A 24,110-nucleotide genomic window follows, 5' to 3' on the forward strand; every position below is an offset into this window, starting at 1 on the left:
GATTATTTCAGGAGGAATAATGATTTATAAAAGAATTTAAATTTTATTGTCAATAAATTCTTGCACTTTTTTTGCGATAATAGGTGCTGCTACGACGACAGCTATGGAAAGGATGGTTTTGGCTGTTTTGCCCATGTTGAATCGATTTTGGACTTGACCGGAAAGAAAACTAAGAGCCGAATTAACGCCACTACCAACCGGCGTCATTTGGACGTCAGAACTGTCCTCGATTTTATTGAAAAGAGAATTGACGGTTTTGTATACAAACCCGTCTTTTGCTTCTTCATCCGCACGAGCCATTTTAAGTTTTAATTCTCTTTTGGCTCGTCTTAAATCGTTTAGATTATTGATGTCCTTCGTTTTCATGTTTTTCTTTTTCATCCTCATCTGAATTATCGATTGCTTCCATTGCAGCTTCGATTGCTTTATCGGTAATTAAAAGCATGATTTTCTTTCGAAATACAAACAAGATAATTAAAAATCCGACATAAATCCCCATTACCAAAAGGAATCCAAGTCCGGTATCGTTAAACCAACTACCGAAAAGATAGCCTGCGGAAAGGCTGCCTATGAACAAAATCATCATGATAAACATCCCCACCAAAACACCAAAAACACCTGCGGAAATCATATTGCTGACAGAATCAACGATTTCCAATTTGGCATAGGCAATTCTATTGTTGATATATTGTTTCAGGTCATCAAACATAGTAGTTGTTTTAGTCAAAAATAAAAAAAATGTTGGGAATTAAACCCCAACATTTTCTTCAAACTCATCTTTCGCTTTTTTAGCATCAGATTTCAAGTCATTTGCAGTGCTTTGCAATTTTGATTTTACTTCAGCCAATCTAACTTCTAAATCAGCCTTTGCTTTTTTTGCTTTTTCACTGAAATCATTTGAATATTTATCCAAATCTTTTTTCAGTTTATCTGCTTCTTTGCGTAATTGTTTTCTTGTTTCTTCTCCGGATTGAGGAGCCATCAATAATCCTGCTGCGGCACCGGCAGCTGCTCCGATTAATAATCCGGCCAATAATTTAAATGCTCCACTTTCTTTTGCCATGGTTTTTATTTTTTTTGGTTAATACTCTATAAATTTACGAAATCTAAAAGTCAAAAACAATACCAAAAATTCTATCTTTACGCCAATTTAATGAAAATTTTAACAAATGCCACAATTATCTGTTAAAGGCAACCAAATGCCTGCTTCTCCTATAAGAAAACTCGTTCCTTATTCCGATAAAGCCAAACAAAGAGGTACAAAAGTCTACCATTTGAACATTGGTCAACCGGACATCGCATCGCCCGTTCCGGCGTTGGATGCCTACCATCATTTGCCTTTTGATGTTATTGCGTATACACATTCGGAAGGGACGCCCGAATATAGAAAAGCACTTTCTGACTATTATAAAGGAAGAGGTTACCAAGTGGAATCTGATAATATCATCGTAACCAACGGTGGTTCTGAAGCTTTGCTTTTTACCTTTGGTGTCATCGCCAATTCCGGCGACGAAATCATCATTCCCGAACCTTTTTATGCCAATTACAATAGTTTTGCGGTGCAAAGCGGGGTGAAAATCGTTCCGATTAAATCCAATATCGAATCCAACTTTGGCTTGCCACCGATTGAATCATTTGAAGAAAAAATTACCGAGAAAACCAAAGCCATTCTCATCTGTCATCCGGGAAATCCTACCGGATATTTGTATTCCAAAGAAGAATTGGAAAAATTAAAAGATTTGGTGATCAAACACGATTTGTATTTGATTTCAGATGAAGTTTATGCCGAATATATTTATGGAAACGAAGAACATATTTCGGTTTTGAGTTTTGACGAACTAAAAGACAATGCCATCATCATCGATTCAGAATCCAAACGTTTTTCCATGTGCGGTGCCCGTTTGGGAGCAATTATCACAAAAAATCAAGAAGTTTTACAACGTGCTTTGAAATTTGCCCAAGCACGATTGAGTCCGGTTGTGACAAGTCAATATGCCGCGACGAAAGCACATGAAAACGTCGGAGATTATTTTGAAGAAAGCCGTGCGGAATATGTAAGTCGTCGTGATTTATTGGTGGCGGAACTGAATAAAATTCCCGGCGTGATTTGTCCGAATCCCAAAGGTGCGTTTTATTGTATGGTGGAATTGCCGGTGGATGATGCCGAAAAATTTGCGATTTGGTTGTTGGATGAATTCGATTTGGATGGTGAAACCGTAATGGTTGCGCCCGGAAATGGTTTTTACAGCGATCCGGAATCCGTGAAAAACCAAGTCAGAATTGCTTATGTTTTGAAAAAAGAAGATTTGCAGCGTTCGGTTGAAATTTTACGTGTTGCTCTGGAGAAATACAATTCAATTTGAAAATATTGAGTTTTGAGTATTTCCAAAAAACAAAATCTAAAACCCTACAACACTTTCGGAATTGAAGTTTTTGCCGACTATTTCACCGAAGCGAATTCGGTGGAAGAAATCATTTCCGCATTGGAATTTGCGGAAAAAAATCAATTGAAACTTTTAATTCTCAACGGCGGAAGCAATCTTTTATTTACGCAAGATTTCAAAGGTTTGGTTTTGAAAATCAATCTGAAAGGAATTGAGATTGTTTCGGAAACAGATGAATTTGTAGAAGTTAAAGTTCAATCGGGAGAAAACTGGCACAACTTTGTTCAGTGGACTTTGGCGCATAATTTCGGTGGATTGGAGAATCTATCCCTCATTCCCGGAAATGCCGGAACCGCGCCGATGCAGAACATCGGAGCTTACGGTGTCGAAATAAAAGATACGATGAGCGAACTTTCCGCATTGGAAATTTCCACCGGAAAAATCAGGAAATTCACCAACGAAGAATGTCAATTTGGTTACCGTGAATCGGTTTTCAAAAATGAATTGAAAAATCAATTTATCATTCTCGACGTAACGTTCAAATTGACGAAAAAAAATCATGAACTGCATACAAATTACGGTGCGATTCAATCGGAATTAGAAAAATTAAACATTCAAAATCCCACGATTCAAGATATTTCAAAAGCCGTAATCAACATTCGCCAAAGCAAATTACCCGATCCGAAAGAAATCGGAAATGCAGGAAGTTTTTTTAAAAATCCGGTGATTTCAAAAACCCAATTTGAAGCCATTCAAAAAGAATTTCCAAACATTTCGGCTTATCCGTCCGGAAACGAATTGAAATTGGCTGCAGGTTGGTTGATTGAAAATGCAGGCTGGAAAGGAAAACGTTTTGGTGATGCCGGCGTTCATGAAAAACAAGCCTTGGTATTGGTGAATTATGGAAAGGCGAGTGGAAAGGAAATTTTTGATTTGTCTCAAAGTATTTTGGATGATGTTCAGGAGAAATTCGGCATTCTATTAGAGCGAGAAGTAAATATCATGTAAATGTAGGGTTCTGATTAAAAATGTCTTACATTTAAATTGAGAAAATTTTCATTAATCTACCTTTTTGGTAGACTAAATGAATTAATTTTGCACCCTAATTTTATGTTATGGACAAAAAATTATTGCGTTCGTTTATTTTCAGACATTTGGATGGAGTCGTTACAGCTCCGGTTTTTCTTCAATTGGCAGAAAAAGGAATATTGGAATTTCTTTTGGAAAAACAAAAAGTTGATATTGCTGAAATTGCTTCGAAATTCAATGCCAATGAAGGTTATTTGAATGTTGCGCTTCGGGTTTTGGCTTCGCAAGGATATTTGGATTATAAATTGGACAATGATAAAAACACCATTCAAATTGCTACAAATGAGAAATCTAATGAAGCTTTTTCAAATGCGGAAACCTACGAAGATTTAGCCAAATTTTTGTCAGATGATGAATTGATCTATTCCAAAACAATTTCAGATGAATTGGGAAAAAAATGGATAAATTTATTTGAAAAATACCGTGCTTATTTATTAGAAGAATTGGATCAAAATTCTTTAAAATACCAAATCCAAAAGCACTTAGAAGGTGCACTCATCAGTCCGATTATCGTCAAACTCGGCATGAGCGGAATGTTTCACAAATACTTTATGGAAGCGTCTTTCAGTGCCGATGAATTCCATAAAAACCCAATGTGTTTTGGACAGATTTTAGATGCTTTGGGCGAATTGGGATGGTTTAGCAAAAAAGGAAAAAATTATCAGTTTACGGAAACCGGGTTGTTTTTTGCCCGCCGCGCTTCGGCTTATGGCGTTACCGTTTCCTATCTTCCCATGTTTGCCAAATTGGAAAATCTCATTTTTGGGAAAGCAAATGAAATCCGGGAAGTTGAAATAGGTGAGGAGGAAATCCATGTGGACAGGGAAATGAATGTTTGGGGAAGTGGAGGAGCGCATGCGACTTATTTTAAAGTGTTGGACGAATTTATCCTCGAGATATTTAATCGACCGCTCGACCAGCAACCCAAAGGAATTCTCGATATGGGTTGTGGAAACGGGGCGCTTTTGCAGCATTTATACGATATCATCGACCGGCAAACTTTGCGTGGAAAACATTTGGATGAGCATCCCTTGTTTTTGGTTGGTGCCGATTATAACCAAGCTGCGCTAAAAGTAACCCGAGCCAATTTGATCAAAAACGACATTTGGGCGAAAGTGATTTGGGGCGATATCGGAAATCCAAAAAAACTGGCAGAAGATTTACAAAGTGATTATGAAATCGATTTAAGCGAACTCTTAAATATCCGCACTTTTCTCGATCATAACCGAATTTGGGAAGATGTTCTAGATGTGGATTCCGATCGTAAATCGACTTCTTCCGGTGCTTTTGCTTTCCGAGGAAAACGGTTGTCCAACCAAGATGTGGAAGAAAATCTATTGCAACATCTGAAAAAATGGACGCCGTATGTGGAGAGATTTGGATTGCTTTTGATTGAATTGCATACCATTCCTCCTGAAATTACTGCTCAAAATTTAGGACAAACGGCTGCAACAGCTTATGATGCAACGCATGGATTTTCAGATCAATACATCGTAGAAGTTGATGTTTTTCATCGGATTTGCAAAGAATCAGGACTAAATCCCGATGGAAATTTATTCAAAAAGTTTCCCAACTCAGAACTGGCAACGGTCAGTATCAATTTGTTGAAGAAATAATTTAATCAAAATAAAAACTTCTCGACTTGGTCGCACAAAGAAAACGCAAAGTTTAATTCACCCAATTCAACCCAAAAACGGCATTTAGTGCAGCAGTTTCTGTGCGTAAACGTTGGTTTCCAAGTGAAATTCCCGTGAAATTATTTTGATAAGCCAATTCGATTTCATCTTTAGAGAAATCACCTTCAGGACCGATGAGGATCAAATAATCTGATTGGGGTTGAAGAATTTCTTTGATATCTTTTCGGTCGAAATTCGCATCGCAATGCGCAATGAATTGATTTTTAGTAGGGTTCATTTTGATGAATTCTGGGAATTTGACCAAGTCATTCATCTTTGGTAAATAAGCTTTCAGAGATTGTTTGACAGCCGACTGAAGGATTTTTTCACATCGATTCAGGTTGATGTTTTTTCGTTCCGAATGAAAACTTTGCAAAAAGGTAATTTCGTCAATGCCGATTTCTGTGGCTTTTTCCAAAAAGAATTCCATCCGATCCATGTTTTTGGTCGGGGCGATGGCTACATGCAATTTATACGGGCGTTGTTCAAAATTTTTTTGAATTTCAATCAATTCAAGTGCAACAGATTTAGAATTGATTTGGTCAACGATTCCTTTTGCTAAAATTCCATTTCCATCGGTGACATGGATTTCATCACCCATTTTTCCACGCAAAACTTTTGAGAAATGTTTGGATTCTTCTTCGGTCAATTCGGCTGAATTTCCATGGATATTTCCAAAAAATAGTTTCATGAGATGCTGTATTTGGAAACCGATTTCGAATTGATTTCTGCGAAATCTTCTTGTTCAAATTTTAACTGTCCTGTCATGGCAATCATCGCCGCGTTGTCTGTGGTATATTCAAATTTGGGAATAAAAACCTTCCAATTTTTTTCGGTTTCCATGGATTTTAGTCGGTTTCGGATTTCAGAATTGGCCGAAACACCTCCGGCGATCGCGACCTGTGTAATTCCGGTTTTTTCTGCTGCCGCAATCAATTTCTCCATCAAAATATCGACAATCGTTTTCTGGATGGAAGCACAGAGATCATTTAAATTTTCCTCGATGAAATGGGGATTTTCTTTGACTTCTTTTTGAATGAAATAGAGAATGGCAGTTTTCAGTCCACTGAAACTGAATTTGAATTCGTCCACTTTTGGTTTGGAGAATTTGAATTTATCGGGATTTCCTTCTTTGGCCAATTTATCGATGATCGGCCCTGACGGATAATCCAATCCCATGATTTTTCCGGCTTTATCAAATGCTTCTCCGGCAGCATCGTCGATGGTTTCGCCTAGGATTTCCATTTCGAAAAAATTGGAAACCTTTACGATTTGGGTATGGCCGCCACTTACGGTTAAACACAAAAATGGGAAACTCGGCGGATTTTCGTTGGCATCTTCAATAAAGTGTGCTAAAATATGCCCAACCATGTGATTGATTTCGATCAATGGAATATCCAATGCTAAACTTAAAGATTTTGCAAAACTACTTCCTACCAAAAGTGATCCCATGAGTCCCGGGCCGCGTGTATAGGCAATTGCACTGAGGTCTTCTTTTTTGATTCCTGCGATTTTAATTGCTTCGTTTACAACAGGAACGATGTTTTGTTGATGCGCACGAGATGCCAATTCAGGAACAACTCCACCGTAGCTTTGGTGTATTTTTTGATTGGCAATGACGTTGGAAAGGATTTTGTGATTTTGAATCACAGCTGCGGCTGTGTCGTCACAGGAGGATTCGATTCCTAAAATGATGGGAAAAGCATTCATTTTAACGGTCTGAATTAATTAATTAGCGTAATTTTGTGCAAATATCGGAAATTTATAGTTTGAAAGCACTTAGAAGAATTGGAAGGATAATATTGATACCCCTAATTGTGGTGCTAACGCTGTTGTTAACCGCCATGATTGCCATTCAAATTCCGACAGTTCAAACCAAAATTGCGGGTTATGCCGTTAAGGAGCTCAACGAAACTTTTCAAACCGAAATAAGCGTAGACCGTGTTCACATCGATTTTTTTGGAGATATCAATTTAAATGGCGTTCGTGCAAAAGACGAAAAAGGAACTCAGTTCGTCGATATAGAAAGACTTCAGGCAAAATTGAGTTTGACGGGTTTGATCATGGAACCCAATCGCATTGCGATCCGAAAATTGAATCTTTATCAACCTAAAGTTCAGGTCATTACGTATAAAGGTGATTCTATTTCCAACTTTATTTCGCTTGTAAACAAATTTTCCAATAAGGAAAATCAAGAACCTTCCGATTTTAAATTGCGCGGTTTTTTAAATGTGATGGATGGTGAATTGCACATCCGAAACGAGAATCTAGAAGGCTACAAACAGGATTGGGTCGATGCAAAAAAATTAAACATTTCCATCGAAGATTTTCGATTGGAAAACAATGAGATTTGGGCGGATTTAAAATCGATGAATTTTGAAGGAAAGCGCAATGGAGAGGATTATATCGTTGAGAATTTAGCCGGAAATGTCCATTATTCGGACAAGGAAATCCGGGTGGATGAAATGGATTTTAAAACGGAGGATTCTTATTTAAATGGTCATTTGGTTTTGTCTTATGATTCGATGGCCGATATGAAAGATTTTCTCAATAAAGTGAATTGGGATTTGGAGTTGAAGGACGACTCCAAAGTGAATTTTAAAGACATCCGCTATTTCGTAGATAATTTTGATAAAAACAGTACAGTTGAGGTTTTGGGAACTGTGACTGGGACGCTCAATGATTTAAAAATAAATGAGTTGCAGTTGTCTGGTGATGGCGCTTTTATTGCTGCCAATGAATTGCGTATTTATGATATGACAGATGGTGAAAACATCATCATAGATTCGGAATCTTTAAAGATGAAAACTTCTTATCGAGGATTGACTGATTTGCTCCCAACTTTTATTGCGCAACGAATTCCTGATTTTATCGATCGATTTGGAACGATGGACTATGCGGGTGATTTTAATTTGGATCCGGTTCGAATTAATTTGGATGGTTATGCCATGACAGCGCTGGGTGATGCTGATATGAAAGTTCGGTTGGATGATTATCGGGCAACTATGCGATATGAAGGAACTGTCATTGCAGATGATATCAATTTGAAACAAATCACAGAAGTTCAGGAATTGGGGTTTGTTTCAGGAAGAGTAGAATTTGATGGAGTAGGTACGGATATCAAAACTTTGCGACTAAATGCAGAAGGAAAGTTGGAATATCTGGATTTGATGGACAAACGCTATCAAAATGTGGCGGTAGATGGACGATTGGAGAATCAAAAATTCAACGGTATATTTTCTATAGAAGATCCGCAATTGACAGCAAATTATGTAGGAACTTTTGATTTTTCTCGAAAACCTTATCAATTGGATTTCACTTCAAAAGTCGGGTACATCAATTTGGATTATTTGGGTGTGACAAAAGATATGAATGCTCAGTTCAGAGGAGATATACGAGGCGATTTTCAGTTTAGTAATTTGGATGATTTTTTAGGCGAAATTCAATTAAATGATGTTTATTTTTCATCCAAAATCGATACGCTTGAAATTGCGCAAGCTTATGTTCTTTCGTCAAAAAATGCAGACATCCAAAATTTAAAATTGGATATTCCTGGCTATTTGGTTGGAGAAATCAATGGAAAATACCGATTGAGTCAATTGCCAGATGCTATCATGAATACAGTTGGGACGACGACTTTGATGACTTATGAGCCCAAAGCTGTCGATCCCGATCAGAATTTCAATTTCTATTTTGAAGTGCAACAGGATTTGTTCAGCATGTTTGACGAGAAAATTCAAATCGCACCGGGAACTATTTTAGACGGAAGTGTGGATACGAATTCCAATACTTTAATTGCCGAATTGAGTTCGGGTGAAATCGGTTATGATGGAATTAATATTTACAATCCGCTGATCAACGTCGATACCTCAAAAGAAACAGAACAAATCTATGTGCGCAGTGATAGTTTGGCTGCAAAAGGTGTGATGTTGTATAACGTGAATGTGCATACAACACCTATTCAGGATTCGCTTTTGGTCAAAACTGATTTCCAAATTGGAAAAGAATTTCCGATGGATTTTGATTTGAATTTGTTCCATACAACAGATGAAAATGAAAATTTGGTATTTGGATTTTCACCATCGACTATCGTCATAGACGAAAATAATTGGTACTTAAATCCAAATAATGACAGTTCTTCCAACCGTGTCATCGTTAATTTTGATAAAAATTACTACGAATTACAAGGTTTATTGTTAGAATCTGAAGACCAAAAGTTATTGGTTGACGGCCATTATGCAAGCAATACGGATTATAAACTCAATGCTGATTTAGAGAATTTGGATTTGGCTAAAATTATTCCGAAAGGACTATTGGGAGAATTGAAAATTGATGGAATTGCCAATGGAAATATAGACATTGTACGAACTGAAAATGAGTTCAAACCCTTGATTGAATTAACGGTAGGTCAATTGGCTTTAAATGAATATGGGTTAGGAGATCTGGGGATGAATGGCGTTTATAATGTCGAACAAAATATATTTGATTTAGAATTATTTCTGGAACAAGAACAAGTACAAGTATTGTATGTAAATGGTTTTATCGACAATAAACCTGAAACGCCGGAACTTAATCTGGTAGCGAGTTTGGATGATCTTAATTTTAAATTTGTTGAAAGTTTTCTGGCAGCGGCCATGAGCAATATGCGTGGAATGGTTTCAGGGAATATGCGGTTTACAGGACCGATTGATTCGCCTAATTTTGAAGGAATGTTGGATTTAAAAGATCTAGGATTTACCGTAGATTATTTAAATGTTGATTATTCATTTGATGGCATCAATACGGTTCCGGTTTCGAAACAAAGCGGTGGACAGGGTTTTATTGCATTGGATGAAGTTCATTTTAGAGATACAAAGTACAATTCCAAAGGCGAAGTTACCGGGCAATTGCTTTTCCGAGATTTTGCTTCATGGTTCCTCAACTTGTCATTCAATACCAAAAACCTATTGGTCATGGACACCAATCAAACCCATAATGATTTATTTTATGGAAGAGTATTTGGAGCGGGAGCATTTGAACTTTTCGGTCCTCCTGAGAAATTGGATATTTCAGCATCGGCTATTATCAATGACGGTTCGGAATTTACCATCAATACAGGTGCAACAAAAGTTGAGACCGCAAGTGATTTGGTGCGATTCATTCCGGAAGCTGATGTAGTGGAAGAGGAAACTGGGCCAAAGGGAATGAACATCGATTTGGAAATTACAGCTTATCCTTCCACCACTGTAAACCTTATTTTTGATCCGATTTCAGGAGATATGGTTACAGCCAATGGATCTACCGATAAATTGAAATTTAACATGAACCGAAATGGAAATATGACCATTGATGGAACTTATATGCTAGAGTCGGGTGAATATAAATTAAGACAAGTAGCTTTGTTAAATCGTGACTTTAACATCCAACCCGGAAGTTATGTCAGTTGGGATGGTGGAAGTGCGATGGATGCAACTTTAAGTATCAAAGCGACTTATGAACGAACTGTTTCCAATGTGGGCGAATATCTAGGCGCAGGATACAGCCAGATCTATGATGTCGTTCTCGGTATCAACATCATGGAAACACTAGATGATCCACAAATGGAATTTACTTTGACCATTCCAAAAGCCGGAACTGATGTCCAATCCATGATCGATTATAAATTCAATTTGGATCCAGATGAAAAGATGATTCAGTTTGGATCGGTCTTGTTGATCGGTCAATTTATGACCAATTCGGACTCTGTTTTGACGGCTGGAGCTACTTCAACCGGAGCAGGAATTGCGCTCAAACAATTGGGTGGAATTATAGAGTCCATCATAGCCGGTTCAGGTGTTTCACTGGATCTTGATTATGTTACTGGATCTGAATTGAGTAATACTTCAGACCGATTCAAAACCGGATTGACTGTGGATTTAAGTCCAAGGTGGACCATCAATGGAGCGCTAGGAGTAGCTGTCGGGAGCACTTCTAATTTGGATAATAACACAACTGTTGAAACGGAAGCCCAGTGGGATATCTCGCGCAATATGGATAAAAGTATCGTGGTCAATTTCTTCACTCGTCCAACCAATTTCGGCGTGCAAAATTTCGGAGGCGCAGGAAACTTCCAGAGTGTAGGAGCCGGAATCATTTATAAAACTTCGTTTGATCGATTTTCAGAAATATTTAAAAAAGAAGAAAAATCAGATCCTTTGGCTCAACCTATTTCTGATTCAGAAGACTCAAATGAGGAACCACCATCACTTTTTGATCTACCGGAACCAGAAAAACAGGATTCTATTTCTGAATCGGAAAAACAAAGTGCTCCGGAAAAATCAGATTCAATTCCGGAGAAAGAAGTTTCTCATCATTCCTCATCTACCAAAGCCAGAAAAAATGGTTTGGTAAGATTCAAATAAAAAAGTTTATTGCCCTTTCAGACAATAAACTCACGCAAAACAAACAAAAGTGATGAATTGAGATAAACTTAAATCCATTACTGTAATCAAATGTAGAATAAATTGAATTAAATTTAAATATATTGATATGTTTTTTGTTGGTAATTTATAAAATTAGTAATATTGCTGCTTAAATATTGATAATTTAATAAAATATCCCTTTGATTATGAAAGTGAATTATGAAATTGATGAAATTGACAAAACCATTTTGCTCTATTTGATTGAAAACACGCGGATGCCTTTTACGGAAATTGCCAAAAAGATGAATGTTTCTGCAGGGACGATACATGTGCGGGTAAAAAAATTGGAAGAAGCCGGAATCATTAAAGGGACAACGCTCATAACGGATTATGATAAAATGGGTTATCAATTTGTGGCTTATTTAGGGCTTTTGCTGACAAAAACCAATAAAATCCAAAAGGTAGTAGATGAATTGTATATGATTCCTAACGTTACTGTTGCGCATATCGTAGCCGGGAAATACAATATTTTTTGTAAAATCAGGGCCAAAGATACCAGTCATGCAAAAGAATTGATTTATCAAATCGATCAAATCGAGGATGTATTGCGTACAGAATCCATGATTTCTCTGGAAGAGAGTTTTAATGATAAAAACAGGCTGATGAAAGCCATTTTTAAATAATATAAACAGGATGAAATTGGAAGAAAACCCATTAGTAGAGTATTTTCAAGTAGCCATTGCTTCTAGTTTGGTTTTGTTTGGTTTTGATGGAGAAGAATTGTTCATTCTCCTTTCAAGAAAGTCCCACGAACCATTTAAAGACGCTTACATTCTGCCGGGAAAATATGTCAAACCATCAGAAGGAAATGATGCAGTGATGCATGAATTGTTAAATGAAAGAATCGGTGTCAATCCTGATTCTATTTATTTGGAACAATTGAAAGCTTTTTCAAAAGTATTCCGAAATCCTCTCGGTCGTGTTGTCAATATCGCTTATTATGCTTTGGTCAAATTGACTCCAGAAGTGAAAAAACATTCCAATGATTTTGAGAACGATTGGATTCCATATAATAAAATTCCGGATTTGGCATTTGATCACAATGATATCATCATTTATGCAAAGGAAAGGTTGAAAAGAAGGGTGAAAAGACGTCCGGTGGGGTTCAACTTATTACCGGAGGAATTCACATTATCACAATTACAAGCGCTTTATGAAAAAGCGCTGAATCGGGAATTGGATAAACGAAATTTCCGTAAAAAAATATTCAATTCCAATCTCATCATCGAAACCGGAAACCAGACCGATCCAAATCTTTATAGGAAAGTTTCTAAATTGTATCGATTTGATGAAGAAAAGTATGAGAAAATGACTTTAAAGGGTTATGACTTCTTGTTCTAATTTTTAACTTTGCGAAATGAAAAGATCCATTTGGTTCAACGGTCTGATAGGCCTTATGTTTATTTTAGTTGGCGGAATTATTTTTAGAGGATACAGGATTTGGTCCACCAACGATTTCCTTTTCAAAGAACATTTCAATATGTCAGATTCTGTGATGCCGAGTTGGTATCCAAACGCTACTTTAGGATTGGGGATTTTGTCATTGATCGGAATTATCCTGGTTTATTTTTATAAAAAAATCGGAGTTTATTTGACGATTCTCAGTCTATTTATCGCCATCGCCATGCAGCCCGAATTCATGCCCGACGGAACGCTATATTCCATGTTTACTTTGTTCGTTTTTATCGGATATGGATTGGCGGTGATTATTCCTCATTGGAAGGAATTTAAGTAAAAAATTAATAACTAATTGGTAAAGAAAAATCCCGAGTCTTAACTCAGGATTTTTTTATTTATAATTACTATTCACTAATTACCCATTACTGTTTATTAATGAAAATATTCCGCAACATATTTCTCTGCATCTAACGCAGCCATGCAACCTGTTCCAGCAGCCGTAATTGCTTGGCGGTAAACATTGTCCTGAACATCACCGGCAGCAAAAACACCCGGGATATTGGTTTTTGTCGATTTGTCTTTTGTGATGATATATCCGGTGGGATCCATATCGATCAAACCGTTGAACAGTTCCGTATTGGGTTTATGACCGATTGCGATAAAAACGCCGTCTACCGCCAATTCTGAAATTTCGTTTGTTTGGTTGTTTACAATTTTTGCTTTTTCAACCACTTTATCGCCTTCCAATCCGATCAATTCGTGGTGGAATAAAACTTCGATGTTCGGGGTATTGAAAACGCGTTCCTGCATTACTTTGGAAGCTTTCAACTCATCTTTTCGAACCAACAAATAAACTTTAGTACATAATTTCGCCAAATAAGTAGCTTCTTCAGCGGCGGTGTCGCCACCTCCGACTACAGCTACGGGACGACCTTTGTAGAAAAATCCATCACAAGTCGCACAAGCAGAAACCCCACTTCCGGCATATTTGGTTTCGTCGTCAAGCCCTAAATATTTCGCTGTAGCACCGGTTGAAATAATCACCGTTCTGGCTTGAATTTCAGTTCCTGAATTGGTTTTTACGGTATGAACTTGACCTGGTTCGGTTTTTAGATCGACTTCCGTGATGTATTCGTAATGAACTTCCGTTCCAAATCTTTCCGCTTGTTTCTGGAGATCTTCCATCATTTCCGGTCCGGTAATTCCATCAGAATAACCCGGAAAATTTTCCACTTCTGTTGTAGTGGTCAATTGTCCGCCCGGCTGCATTCCGGTGTACATGACCGGATTCATGTTGGCACGTGCTGCATAAATTGCGGCAGTATATCCTGCAGGTCCAGAACCTATGATGATCGTGTCTTTGATTGTTTCACTCATTTTTGTGTGTTTAGTTCGCAAATTTAGAATTCTTTTTAGGAATTCAAAATGCGTTCTGATTTGAAATAATTATGGTTTCATAAATTGGATTTTTCAAATTTTTCAATCTTCAAATTCTCAAATTATTACATATACTGTGTAGCCGGTTTGTTTTTGAATCGGATGATTTTTACTTTGTCCATTGCCCAAATAAACGGATATAAAGGGTCAAATTCCCACCATTTTACGGCGAAGTTTGGACGTCCTCCGAATTTATGATGGTTGTTGTGCAAACTCTCGCCCCACATCAACAAATCAACCGGAAATAAATTATGCGAAGTATCTTTTACGTTGTAATTTCTGTATCCGTATTTATGTGAATACCAATTGACGATCACACCGTGAACAGGTGACATCAAAACCATAATGGGCACTAAGAAATACAGCCACCATGGAGCATCTAACAAAACAAAAGTCAATATGTAAACAGCAACCCAAACCAATCTTGTGATTCTTGATTCTGCAAATCGGTCAAATTTTCTCCATTTCGGAACGCCTTTTTTGAATTTCTCACCCACAACTGCAATTTCCTGATCGATGTCCATATAAACCCTTCTCGTTCTCCACATCATCGCAAATAAATCTTTGTCGATAACCGGCGAATGTGGATCTTCTTCCGTGTCTGCAAAAGCATGGTGAAGTCTGTGCATCACACCATAGGCATACGGGCTTAAATAAGAAGAACCTTGGGTAATAAATGATCCGATATGAAAAGCTTTTTCCCAGAAATTGGACATCGTAAACATCCCATGTGCGGCATATCGATGATGAAACATAGATTGGAAAAAAAGCGAAGCATACCAATGTAAAATAAAAAGGCAAATCAAAATAATGACAGTCGTTTGCATGGATTTTTTTAATTTTCACAAAGATAATTGATTAATTTCGAAAAGTTTCTGTTGAAAATCATCTGAGCGAATTATATTTGAAGGATTAACAAAAGTTTATGAAATGCCCATTAGAATTCGTTTCAAACTAACCGAACATGATGATTAGGGCATTGCATCTGACCTTTTTTGAACAATAAATTTTAACAGATGAATACAAGTACTTTCAGTAAATTTCTTTGGGCGAAACTCCCAATTGCCAAAATAGCCGGACTGAAACTGACGCACTATAGCGAAGAAAAAGCCCAAATTTCTGTCAAACTCAGTTGGCTGAATCAAAATCCGTTTAAAAGTATGTTTTGGGCGGTGCAAGGAATGGCAGCCGAATTGTCTACAGGAGTTTTGAGCATTTCCAAAATTCAGAAATCAGAAAGGAAGATTTCGATGCTGGTGGTAGGGCTCGAAGCTAATTTTACCAAAAAAGCAGTCGGGAAAATTGTATTTACTTGTGAACAAGGAAAAGAACTCGATGAAGTTTTACAAAAAGCCATCGAAACAGGCGAGGGGCAAACTTTAAAAATGCGAAGCACGGGAATCGATGAACAAGGAAATCAAGTTTCGGAGTTTCATTTTTTATGGAGTTTTAAGGTGAAATAGGAAATTGAAATTTTTAAATTATTTAGGCTAAATTAAACCAACTAAATCCAAAACTATGAAATCAACTTTATTATTTTCAATTGTTCTTTTTTGTTCTATTCCTTCTCATTCTCAATATTACAATTATTACCTCTACCATTTTCCTTATCAAGATCCATTTGTGCCAAATGAAGAAATTCCTTTTGTTAAATTTTCTATCGGAGATGAAAATGACTATACCTACTTAGAAACTGAAGTTTGTCAATACAGAAAAGTGCGGATTGATTATTGTCTTTGTTGGGATCCGGAATTTCATATTATCGAAATCTTGGAAGAATCAGGTGAGCCTTGTGAGAATCAGGAAAACCAATCCTTTGAGCAAGATTATTTGAGCAATTTTGATGTTGATAGACATTGGTATTATTGGGATGAAAATTTGGATAATGGCGCACATCTTTATCATCTTACAGCAAGTTTGGTTCCCGGCCAACCTTATATTTCGTATTCCAATACTTTAATGAACACGACCGATATGATTTCTCCTGAAAAAATAGAAATTTATCCAAATCCTGCTTCGAATTCAATTCAATTTTCTGAAAAAATAAAAAAGTTGGTTGTTTTTGATTTATCCGGAAAAATCCAAATTGAAAAAGATTTAATTCTAGATGAATTGGATATTTCAGATTTACCAAAAGGAACTTATATCATCAAAGGTTATAAAGAAAACGGAAAATTCTTTACAGCAAAATTTATGAAGAATTAAATTCGAATTTTTCAACTTCCATTTTCAAAGCTCAATAAAATTTTTGGTTGGCTTTGCATTTATATTTTTTGAGAAATGATCAGTTGTTTGCGGTTTTATAATTTTCAGGTGAAAATGGATCATTGTTTATTTTTTGAAGATTTTCACTATATAATTCCTTGAACAAATAATCAAAAGCATTGTTCAGTCTTTTAAAATCTTCTTTATCGTCAATATAAATACGCGCTTCGTTTTTGTATTTAATTTTTAATTGCTCAAAACGTGGATTGTATTTTGGGTCTTCGATGCAGTCGGTTTGTTTTATACATTTAAATTGAATTTGAAAAGGATGATGAGAATAAGTGTCCACCTGAACATCCTTATAGTAAAAGATTCCAACATCTTTTATGAAAATCACGCCTTGGTTATCAATGCTAATTTGGGTTTTTTGTAAACGACTGTTGATGTAATGAATCGTTTGTTCTTTCGTCATGTCTTGTCCAAATACAAATGAGAGATTGAGGACAAAGAAAAGCTGTAGTAGTTTTTTTGTTTTCATGGTTTAGATTAATTGATTAAAAAAAACCTGCAGAGTATTCATTTTCAGGTACTCAGCAGAAATTAAATTTTAGTTAGAGACGTTAAAAGTAAAAATTGTATTTGAAATAATGAGAATATTTAAAAAGATTTTTGTTTCAAAAAAAAAACTCCCATTTGATTTTGGAAGTTTTTTTTTGAATTTTATAGCGTTTTTGCGCCTTTTACTTTCTGTTTTAGCAATGCGATTTTCAGCACGTCCATCATTTCGGTTACATAATGGAATTTCAGTCCTTTGATGTATTCCGCTTTGATTTCGGCGATGTCTTTTCGGTTTTCTTCGCTGAGGATGATTTCTTTAATATTTGCCCGTTTGGCAGCCAGAATTTTTTCTTTGATTCCGCCAACGCCCAGTACTTTTCCACGCAAAGTGATTTCACCTGTCATAGCCAAATTAGCTTTTACTTTTCGTTGTGTAAAGGATGAAACAATCGAAGTCAGCATTGTGATTCCGGCAGAAGGTCCGTCTTTTGGTGTCGCACCTTCCGGCACGTGGATGTGGATGTTGTAGTTGTCAAACGTTTCTTCTTTGATTCCCAATTCCTGAGCGTGTGCTTTGATATATTCAAGTGCGATTCGAGCCGATTCTTTCATCACATTACCGAGATTTCCGGTAATGGTCAGATTTCCTTTTCCTTTGGATAAAATGGATTCGATAAACAAGATATCTCCACCGACTCTCGTCCAAGCCAAACCTGTTACCACACCGGGAACTTCGTTGTTTTCATATTTGTCATTAATTCTTCCGGGTCCTAAAACTTCGCGGATGTATTCTGAATTCAATTTGCTTTCAAACACTTCTTCCATCGCCACTTTTTTGGCGATGCTTCTTACCAATTTGGCGATTTGTTGTTCCAAATTCCGAACGCCCGATTCTCTTGTATAAGTTTCGACCAAAAACTCCAATTCTTTTTTAGTCAACGATATATCGTTTTTCTTCAGGCCATGTTCTTTTAATTGTTTGGGTAGTAAGAATTTATAGGCGATTTCTACTTTTTCTTCAATCGTATATCCGGCGATGTTCACCATTTCCATTCGGTCGCGAAGCGGCATCGGAATGTCAGCAATGTTGTTGGCGGTCGCTATGAAAAAGACTTTGGATAAATCAAAACCTTGTTCCAAATAATTGTCATAAAAAGCAAAATTCTGCTCCGGATCTAGGACTTCCAGCATCGCAGAGGAAGGATCACCATGGTTGCTGCTTCCCATTTTGTCAATTTCGTCGAGAATGAAAACAGGATTGGAACTTCCGGCTTTTTTGATGGATTGTAAAATACGTCCCGGCATCGCACCGATGTAAGTTTTACGGTGACCTCGGATTTCCGATTCGTCATGCAAACCACCGAGTGACATACGGATGTACTTTCTGCCCAATGATTCTGCAACTGATTTTCCTAGTGAAGTTTTCCCAACTCCCGGAGGGCCATATAAACAGATGATCGGGGATTTCATGTCGCCTTTTAATTTCAAAACCGCCAAATATTCGATGATGCGTTCTTTGATGTCTTCCAGTCCGAAATGGTCGCGATCGAGAATTTTCTGCGCTTTTTTCAAATCGAAATCGTCTTTGGTAAATTCATTCCATGGAAGATCTAGCATGAATTCCAAATAATTTCTTTGGATGCTGTGTTCCGGCATTTGAGGATTGAGCCGCATCATGCGGTTGATTTCTTTGTCAAAATGCTGTTTGGTTTCCTCGTTCCAAATTTTGGATTTGGCGCGTTGACGCATGTCTTCTATTTCCGTTTCAGAAGAAACACCACCCAATTCTTCTTGGATGGTTTTCATTTGTTGATGCAAGAAATATTCGCGTTGTTGTTGGTCCAAATCTTGACGGACTTTGGACTGGATATTATTTTTTAATTCTAATTTTTGGAGTTCGATTCCCATCAAACGGAGAATTTCCGTCGCACGATCTTTCAAATTGTCAAACTCCAAAAGTGTTTGTTTTTCTTTGATTGTCAAATTCAAATTGGAACAAACAAAATTGATCAAAAAAGAAGAACTTTCGATATTATTAATCGCCATGCTGGCTTCAGTTGGCAACGCCGGATTTACATCCACGATGCGCAAAGCCATGTCTTTTACTGATTCTATAGTTGCTTGGTATTCTTTGTTTTTAGCTCCCGGTTTTTTTTCTTCGACTGGTATGATTGAAGCTTTAAAATAGGGATCGGTTTGGAGCATTTCTGTCCATTGGAAACGTTTGATGCCTTGTAAAATGACAGTGGTATTTCCGTCTGGCATTTTCAACATTTTCAAGATTTTGGCTACGGTTCCGATTTTATGGATGTCTTTGGGTTCCGGTATGTCGATTTTTGAATTCTTTTGGGTAACTACGCCAACGATTCGGTTTTCTTTGTATGCATCTTCCAGTAATTTGATGGATTGATTCCGACCTGCTGTGATCGGAATGACGACGCTAGGGAAAAGCACCGTATTTTTTAAGGAAAGAATCGGTAGGATTTCCGGGATAGGTTGTTTTTTGTTTCGTTTTTCATCCTCTTCGTTCATCAAAGGAATCAATTCGATTTCTTCTCCCATCATTTGGTCAAGTGACAAATTGTCTATGTTCATGTTTTATTTTTCTGTTAAACTGTCAGTGATTTCAGAATGTATCCAATTTGAATTCAAATAATTTTAAGCCATTGGTTCTTTAAATGATTAAAGTTCAATTGGATAACTAAATAAATTCAGGAAACCACTTAGCTATAAAGTCAAATGGTATGCCAATTGAAGGTAGAATTAAAAATTAGAATTTCCAATATTTCTAACCTCTTATATCGTCCTTCTGAGTTTTAATTCTACCTTTGAAACATGAATGAATTTGTTGTATTGGTAGATGAAAAGGATCAACAATTAGGGTTGATGGAAAAGCAGCAAGCGCATGTTGCGGGATTATTGCATCGGGCTTTTTCCGTTTTTGTATTCAATTCAAATGGTGAATTGTTGTTACAGCAAAGAGCTGCTGATAAATACCATTCGCCACTTTTATGGACCAATACTTGTTGCAGTCATCCACGAAAAAATGAAACCTATTTAGAGGCGGCGCATCGTCGTTTGCAGGAAGAAATGGGATTTGATTGTGAATTGGAAGAAAAATTTCATTTTATTTATAAAGCCCAATTGGGAGAAAGATTGTTTGAGCATGAGTTGGATCATGTATTTGTCGGTCAATATGATGGCGCAATTTCAATCAATCCAGAAGAAGTAGAGGAGACCAAATGGGTTTCGATGGAGGAATTGGAATTGGATATGAAAAATAATCCTGAAAATTATACCATTTGGTTCAGAATCATATTTGACGAATATTTAGCAAAACTTCAGTATGCAAGTAACGATAAGTAGAAAGGCGCATTTCAATGCGGCGCATCGGTTGTTTAATCCGAATTGGGACGATGAAAAGAATTGGTCGGTTTTTGGGAAATGTTCCAATCCAAATTTTCACGGTCACAACTATGAAATGATCGTCAGCATCACAGGTGAAATCAACCCTGAAACGGGTTTTGTGATGAATCTGGATGAATTGAAAACGATTATTTTTTCGGAAGTTGAAGAATATTTGGACCATAAAAATTTGAATGTAGAAATTGAGGAATTCAAGGATGTGAATCCTACTGTGGAAAATATTTCGGTGGTAATTTGGAATCGGATTCGAGCGAAATTGGATTCGAATTTAAAATTGAAAATTACCCTATTTGAAACGCCAAGAAATTTTGTGGAATATTCGGGCGAATAAGAATTTTTAGGACGTAAAATGGTCAATTTTCTTATCAAATTTTGAGATTTCGATAGGATAAAAACTTTCCTTATTAAAAAATAATTCCATTCATTTGTTTGTAAATAAATTAATTGTACTTTTGCAATCCCAAAAAATGGGGTTAAACATATTTTTATAGTATGCCAACAATACAACAATTAGTAAGAAAAGGAAGAACAAAACTAGCCAAGAAGAGTAAATCGGCTGCTTTGGAATCTTGTCCTCAACGTCGTGGAGTATGTACACGTGTGTACACGACTACGCCGAAGAAACCTAACTCTGCGATGCGTAAAGTAGCGCGTGTTAGACTTTCAAACGGTAAAGAAGTCAACGCTTACATCGGTGGAGAAGGACATAATTTACAGGAGCACTCGATAGTATTGGTTAGAGGAGGACGGGTAAAAGATTTACCTGGAGTACGTTACCACATCGTTCGTGGTGCGTTGGATACGGCCGGAGTTAACAAAAGAACTCAGCGTAGAAGTAAGTATGGTGCAAAACGTCCAAAAGAGGCAAAAAAATAACTTTGAGAAATGAGAAAGACAAAAGCTAAAAAAAGACCGTTACTTCCAGATCCAAAGTTTAATGATCAATTGGTAACTCGTTTTGTGAACAATATGATGTACGATGGTAAAAAAAGTGTTGCATTCACTATTTTTTATGATGCATTGGAAATCGTAGATAAGAGAAAAGAAGATGCTGAGAAGTCAGCATTGGATATTTGGAAAGAGGCATTGACAAATGTGATGCCGCACGTAGAGGTTCGTTCTCGTCGTGTAGGTGGAGCTACATTCCAGATTCCTATGGAAATTCGTCCGGATAGAAAAATTTCTACTGCGATGAAATGGTTGATTTTGTACGCACGTAAACGTAATGAGAAATCGATGGCTCAGAAATTGGCCGGAGAAATCATTGCTGCTGCAAAAGAGGAAGGAGCCGCTGTGAAAAAACGTCAGGATACCCACAAGATGGCAGAAGCCAATAAAGCATTCTCACACTTTAGAGTATAATTAAGATGGCAAGAGATTTAAAATATACAAGAAATATCGGGATTGCTGCACACATTGATGCAGGAAAGACCACAACGACTGAACGTATCTTATTTTATTCAGGGAAAAATCACAAGATAGGAGAAACGCACGAAGGAGCTTCTACTACTGACTGGATGGAACAAGAAGCAGAAAGAGGAATTACCATTACTTCTGCAGCCGTAACTGTTGATTGGAAATTTCCAACTGAACAAGGTAAGCCACTTCCAGATGCAAAAGACTATCATTTTAACATTATCGATACTCCCGGCCACGTGGATTTTACCGTTGAGGTAAACCGTTCTTTACGTGTTTTGGATGGATTGGTGTTTTTGTTTTCTGCGGTAGACGGAGTAGAGCCACAATCTGAAACCAACTGGAGATTGGCAGATAATTACAAAGTTCCTCGTATGGGATTTGTAAACAAAATGGACAGACAAGGTTCTGACTTTTTGAAAGTTTGTCAACAAGTAAAAGATATGTTAGGTTCTAATGCGGTTCCTATCGTTTTGCCAATCGGTGAAGAAGCTGATTTCAAAGGAGTAGTTGATTTGATTAAAAACCGTGCGATCGTATGGCACGATGAAAATTACGGATCAACTTTCGATATCGTTCCGATTCCGGAAGATATGTTAGAAGAAGTTAATCTTTATAGAGGGAAATTGATTGAAGAAGTTGCGGGATATGACGATGGACTTTTAGAAAAGTACATGGAGGATCCGGACTCAATTACAGAAGAAGAAATCAACAACGCTTTGCGTGCTGCTACATTGGATATGTCTATCATCCCAATGACTTGTGGTTCTTCATTTAAAAACAAAGGTGTTCAGTTCATGTTGGATGGTGTTTGTCGTTATTTACCATCTCCGATGGATAAAGAAGCGATTGAAGGAACAAATCCAGATACTGAAGAACCAATTGTTCGTAAGCCATCTGTATCAGAGCCTTTTTCAGCTTTGGCATTTAAGATTGCAACTGACCCATTCGTAGGTCGTTTGGCATTCTTTAGAGCTTATTCAGGAGGATTGGATGCAGGTTCTTATGTTTTGAACACTCGTTCAGGAAACAAAGAGAGAATTTCTCGTATCTTCCAAATGCACGCAAACAAACAAGAGCCAATCGAAAGAATTGAAGCAGGAGATATTGGAGCGGCAGTAGGATTTAAAGATATCAAAACAGGAGATACGCTTTGTGATGAAAAACATCCAATCGTATTGGAAAGTATGAACTTCCCAGATCCTGTAATCGGTATCGCTGTTGAGCCAAAAACGAAAGCAGATATGGATAAAATGGGTATGGCTTTGGCTAAATTGGCTGAAGAAGATCCAACTTTTACCGTAAGAACTGACGAAGCTTCTGGTCAAACGATCATTTCCGGAATGGGTGAGTTACACTTGGATATCATCGTAGATCGTATGCGTCGCGAATTCAAAGTGGAGGTTAACCAAGGTCAACCGCAAGTAGAATACAAAGAGGCATTTTCTCAAAACGCCAATCACCGTGAGGTTTACAAAAAACAAACCGGTGGTCGTGGTAAATTTGCCGACATCGTATTTGAAATCGGACCTGCAGATGAAGGAAAAGTTGGATTGGAGTTCGTTTCTGAAATCAAAGGAGGTAACGTACCAAAAGAATATGTTCCATCTATCGAGAAAGGATTTAAAGCGGCTATGAAAAATGGTCCTTTGGCCGGATACGAAATGGATTCGATGAAAGTTACTTTGAAAGACGGATCTTTCCACCCGGTTGACTCTGACCAATTATCGTTTGAGTTGGCAGCAAAATTAGGATACAAAGAAGCAGCTCGTGCAGCAAAAGCAGTTATCCTTGAGCCAATCATGAAATTGGAAGTTTTAACTCCAGAAGAAAACATGGGTGATGTAGTAGGTGACTTGAACAGAAGAAGAGGTACAGTAACCGGAATGGATGATAGAGCAGGTTCTAAAGTTGTTAAAGCTTATGTTCCACTTTCAGAAATGTTTGGTTATGTAACTTCTTTACGTACGCTGACATCTGGTCGTGCAACTTCAACGATGGAGTTTGATCACTATGAGCCGGCTCCGACTAACATCGCAGAGGAAGTAATTTCAAAAGCAAAAGGTGCAACTGTTTAATTT

23 protein-coding genes are annotated in these 24,110 nt (G+C 37.2%); 14 read left to right on the forward strand and 9 right to left on the reverse strand.

Translation table 11 applies throughout. The features are described 5' to 3' along the window. Positions 1-36 precede the first annotated feature (36 nt). Genes HU137_RS09540 through HU137_RS09550 form a run of 3 tightly spaced genes read right to left on the reverse strand, consistent with a single transcriptional unit; the run spans position 37 to position 1,063 of the window. Positions 37-366, reverse strand: a complete 330-nt coding sequence (locus HU137_RS09540) for a hypothetical protein (RefSeq protein WP_182043621.1) — start codon at positions 364-366, stop codon at positions 37-39. Next, the gene (locus HU137_RS09545) at positions 344-709 is read right to left on the reverse strand and encodes a phage holin family protein (protein WP_182043622.1); all 366 of its coding nucleotides are present in this window, start codon (positions 707-709) and stop codon (positions 344-346) included. The genes HU137_RS09540 and HU137_RS09545 overlap by 23 nt, the downstream gene beginning before the upstream one ends. A 39-nt stretch (positions 710-748) precedes the next feature. Continuing rightward, complete coding sequence (locus HU137_RS09550) at positions 749-1,063, reverse strand: YtxH domain-containing protein (protein ID WP_182043623.1); 315 nt, start codon at positions 1,061-1,063, stop codon at positions 749-751. 106 nt (positions 1,064-1,169) lie between these two features. Here HU137_RS09550 and HU137_RS09555 point away from each other — a divergent pair, with 106 nt between their 5' ends. The 3 genes from HU137_RS09555 (at position 1,170) to HU137_RS09565 (ending at position 5,089) form a co-directional block, all read left to right on the forward strand. Further along, complete coding sequence (locus tag HU137_RS09555) at positions 1,170-2,363, forward strand: pyridoxal phosphate-dependent aminotransferase (protein ID WP_182043624.1); 1,194 nt, start codon at positions 1,170-1,172, stop codon at positions 2,361-2,363. Positions 2,364-2,375: 12 nt separating this feature from the next. Then, the gene (gene murB, locus HU137_RS09560) at positions 2,376-3,392 is read left to right on the forward strand and encodes a UDP-N-acetylmuramate dehydrogenase (protein ID WP_182043625.1); all 1,017 of its coding nucleotides are present in this window, start codon (positions 2,376-2,378) and stop codon (positions 3,390-3,392) included. A gap of 107 nt (positions 3,393-3,499) precedes the next feature. Next, complete coding sequence (locus HU137_RS09565) at positions 3,500-5,089, forward strand: class I SAM-dependent methyltransferase (RefSeq protein WP_182043626.1); 1,590 nt, start codon at positions 3,500-3,502, stop codon at positions 5,087-5,089. A 52-nt stretch (positions 5,090-5,141) separates the two neighbouring features. Here HU137_RS09565 and HU137_RS09570 read toward each other — a convergent pair whose 3' ends face one another. Beyond that, a complete protein-coding gene (locus HU137_RS09570; protein WP_182043627.1) occupies positions 5,142-5,840 on the reverse strand; it encodes a 16S rRNA (uracil(1498)-N(3))-methyltransferase in 699 nt (232 codons plus the stop codon). Further along, complete coding sequence (tsaD, locus tag HU137_RS09575; protein ID WP_182043628.1) at positions 5,837-6,859, reverse strand: tRNA (adenosine(37)-N6)-threonylcarbamoyltransferase complex transferase subunit TsaD; 1,023 nt, start codon at positions 6,857-6,859, stop codon at positions 5,837-5,839. The genes HU137_RS09570 and tsaD overlap by 4 nt, the downstream gene beginning before the upstream one ends. A gap of 134 nt (positions 6,860-6,993) precedes the next feature. Here tsaD and HU137_RS09580 point away from each other — a divergent pair, with 134 nt between their 5' ends. The 4 genes from HU137_RS09580 to HU137_RS09595 all read left to right on the forward strand — a co-directional run bounded on the left by HU137_RS09580 (position 6,994) and on the right by HU137_RS09595 (position 13,324). Further along, complete coding sequence (locus HU137_RS09580) at positions 6,994-11,529, forward strand: translocation/assembly module TamB domain-containing protein (RefSeq protein WP_182043629.1); 4,536 nt, start codon at positions 6,994-6,996, stop codon at positions 11,527-11,529. Positions 11,530-11,741: 212 nt separating this feature from the next. Beyond that, on the forward strand, positions 11,742-12,212 hold the full coding sequence (locus HU137_RS09585; protein ID WP_182043821.1) for an Lrp/AsnC family transcriptional regulator: 471 nt from the start codon (positions 11,742-11,744) through the stop codon (positions 12,210-12,212). A 10-nt stretch (positions 12,213-12,222) separates the two neighbouring features. Continuing rightward, entirely contained in the window at positions 12,223-12,930 is a 708-nt protein-coding gene (locus HU137_RS09590) for an NUDIX hydrolase (protein WP_182043630.1), read from the forward strand. Between the two features lie 16 nt (positions 12,931-12,946). Beyond that, positions 12,947-13,324 (forward strand): hypothetical protein, encoded by a 378-nt coding sequence (locus HU137_RS09595; protein WP_182043631.1) that lies wholly within the window; start codon positions 12,947-12,949, stop codon positions 13,322-13,324. A 95-nt stretch (positions 13,325-13,419) separates the two neighbouring features. Here the strand turns inward: HU137_RS09595 and trxB are convergent, their stop codons facing one another. Together trxB and HU137_RS09605 are read right to left on the reverse strand one after the other, a co-directional pair. Next, positions 13,420-14,364 carry a thioredoxin-disulfide reductase gene (gene trxB / locus HU137_RS09600; RefSeq protein ID WP_182043632.1) on the reverse strand — a complete coding sequence of 315 codons (945 nt, stop codon included), beginning with the start codon at positions 14,362-14,364 and terminating at the stop codon, positions 13,420-13,422. A gap of 125 nt (positions 14,365-14,489) precedes the next feature. Continuing rightward, positions 14,490-15,251 carry an acyl-CoA desaturase gene (locus HU137_RS09605; RefSeq protein ID WP_182043633.1) on the reverse strand — a complete coding sequence of 254 codons (762 nt, stop codon included), beginning with the start codon at positions 15,249-15,251 and terminating at the stop codon, positions 14,490-14,492. A gap of 189 nt (positions 15,252-15,440) precedes the next feature. Between HU137_RS09605 and HU137_RS09610 the strand changes: the two genes are divergently transcribed. Then, positions 15,441-15,887, forward strand: coding sequence for a DUF4442 domain-containing protein (locus HU137_RS09610; protein WP_182043634.1), 447 nt, complete (start codon positions 15,441-15,443; stop codon positions 15,885-15,887). A 55-nt stretch (positions 15,888-15,942) separates the two neighbouring features. Next, entirely contained in the window at positions 15,943-16,629 is a 687-nt protein-coding gene (locus HU137_RS09615) for a T9SS type A sorting domain-containing protein (RefSeq protein WP_182043635.1), read from the forward strand. 79 nt (positions 16,630-16,708) lie between these two features. Here HU137_RS09615 and HU137_RS09620 read toward each other — a convergent pair whose 3' ends face one another. Both HU137_RS09620 and lon read right to left on the reverse strand, forming a co-directional pair. Further along, on the reverse strand, positions 16,709-17,167 hold the full coding sequence (locus HU137_RS09620; RefSeq protein WP_182043636.1) for a hypothetical protein: 459 nt from the start codon (positions 17,165-17,167) through the stop codon (positions 16,709-16,711). A 182-nt stretch (positions 17,168-17,349) separates the two neighbouring features. Continuing rightward, on the reverse strand, positions 17,350-19,782 hold the full coding sequence (gene lon / locus HU137_RS09625; RefSeq protein ID WP_182043637.1) for an endopeptidase La: 2,433 nt from the start codon (positions 19,780-19,782) through the stop codon (positions 17,350-17,352). A 240-nt stretch (positions 19,783-20,022) separates the two neighbouring features. On the opposite strand from lon, the gene idi reads away from it, so the two are divergent. The 5 genes from idi (at position 20,023) to fusA (ending at position 24,107) form a co-directional block, all read left to right on the forward strand. After that, the gene (gene idi / locus HU137_RS09630; RefSeq protein ID WP_182043638.1) at positions 20,023-20,553 is read left to right on the forward strand and encodes an isopentenyl-diphosphate Delta-isomerase; all 531 of its coding nucleotides are present in this window, start codon (positions 20,023-20,025) and stop codon (positions 20,551-20,553) included. Beyond that, complete coding sequence (locus HU137_RS09635; protein ID WP_182043639.1) at positions 20,534-20,944, forward strand: 6-pyruvoyl trahydropterin synthase family protein; 411 nt, start codon at positions 20,534-20,536, stop codon at positions 20,942-20,944. Before idi ends, HU137_RS09635 begins: the two co-directional genes overlap by 20 nt. Before the next feature lie 161 nt (positions 20,945-21,105). Continuing rightward, positions 21,106-21,489: a 30S ribosomal protein S12 gene (rpsL, locus tag HU137_RS09640; RefSeq protein ID WP_182043640.1), complete on the forward strand. Its 384-nt coding sequence runs from the start codon at positions 21,106-21,108 to the stop codon at positions 21,487-21,489. A gap of 9 nt (positions 21,490-21,498) precedes the next feature. After that, positions 21,499-21,975, forward strand: coding sequence for a 30S ribosomal protein S7 (rpsG, locus tag HU137_RS09645; protein ID WP_182043641.1), 477 nt, complete (start codon positions 21,499-21,501; stop codon positions 21,973-21,975). Between the two features lie 5 nt (positions 21,976-21,980). Beyond that, entirely contained in the window at positions 21,981-24,107 is a 2,127-nt protein-coding gene (gene fusA / locus HU137_RS09650; protein ID WP_182043642.1) for an elongation factor G, read from the forward strand. Positions 24,108-24,110 lie beyond the last annotated feature (3 nt).

This window comes from Moheibacter lacus, from assembly GCF_014042165.1.
GTDB lineage: Bacteria > Bacteroidota > Bacteroidia > Flavobacteriales > Weeksellaceae > Moheibacter > Moheibacter lacus.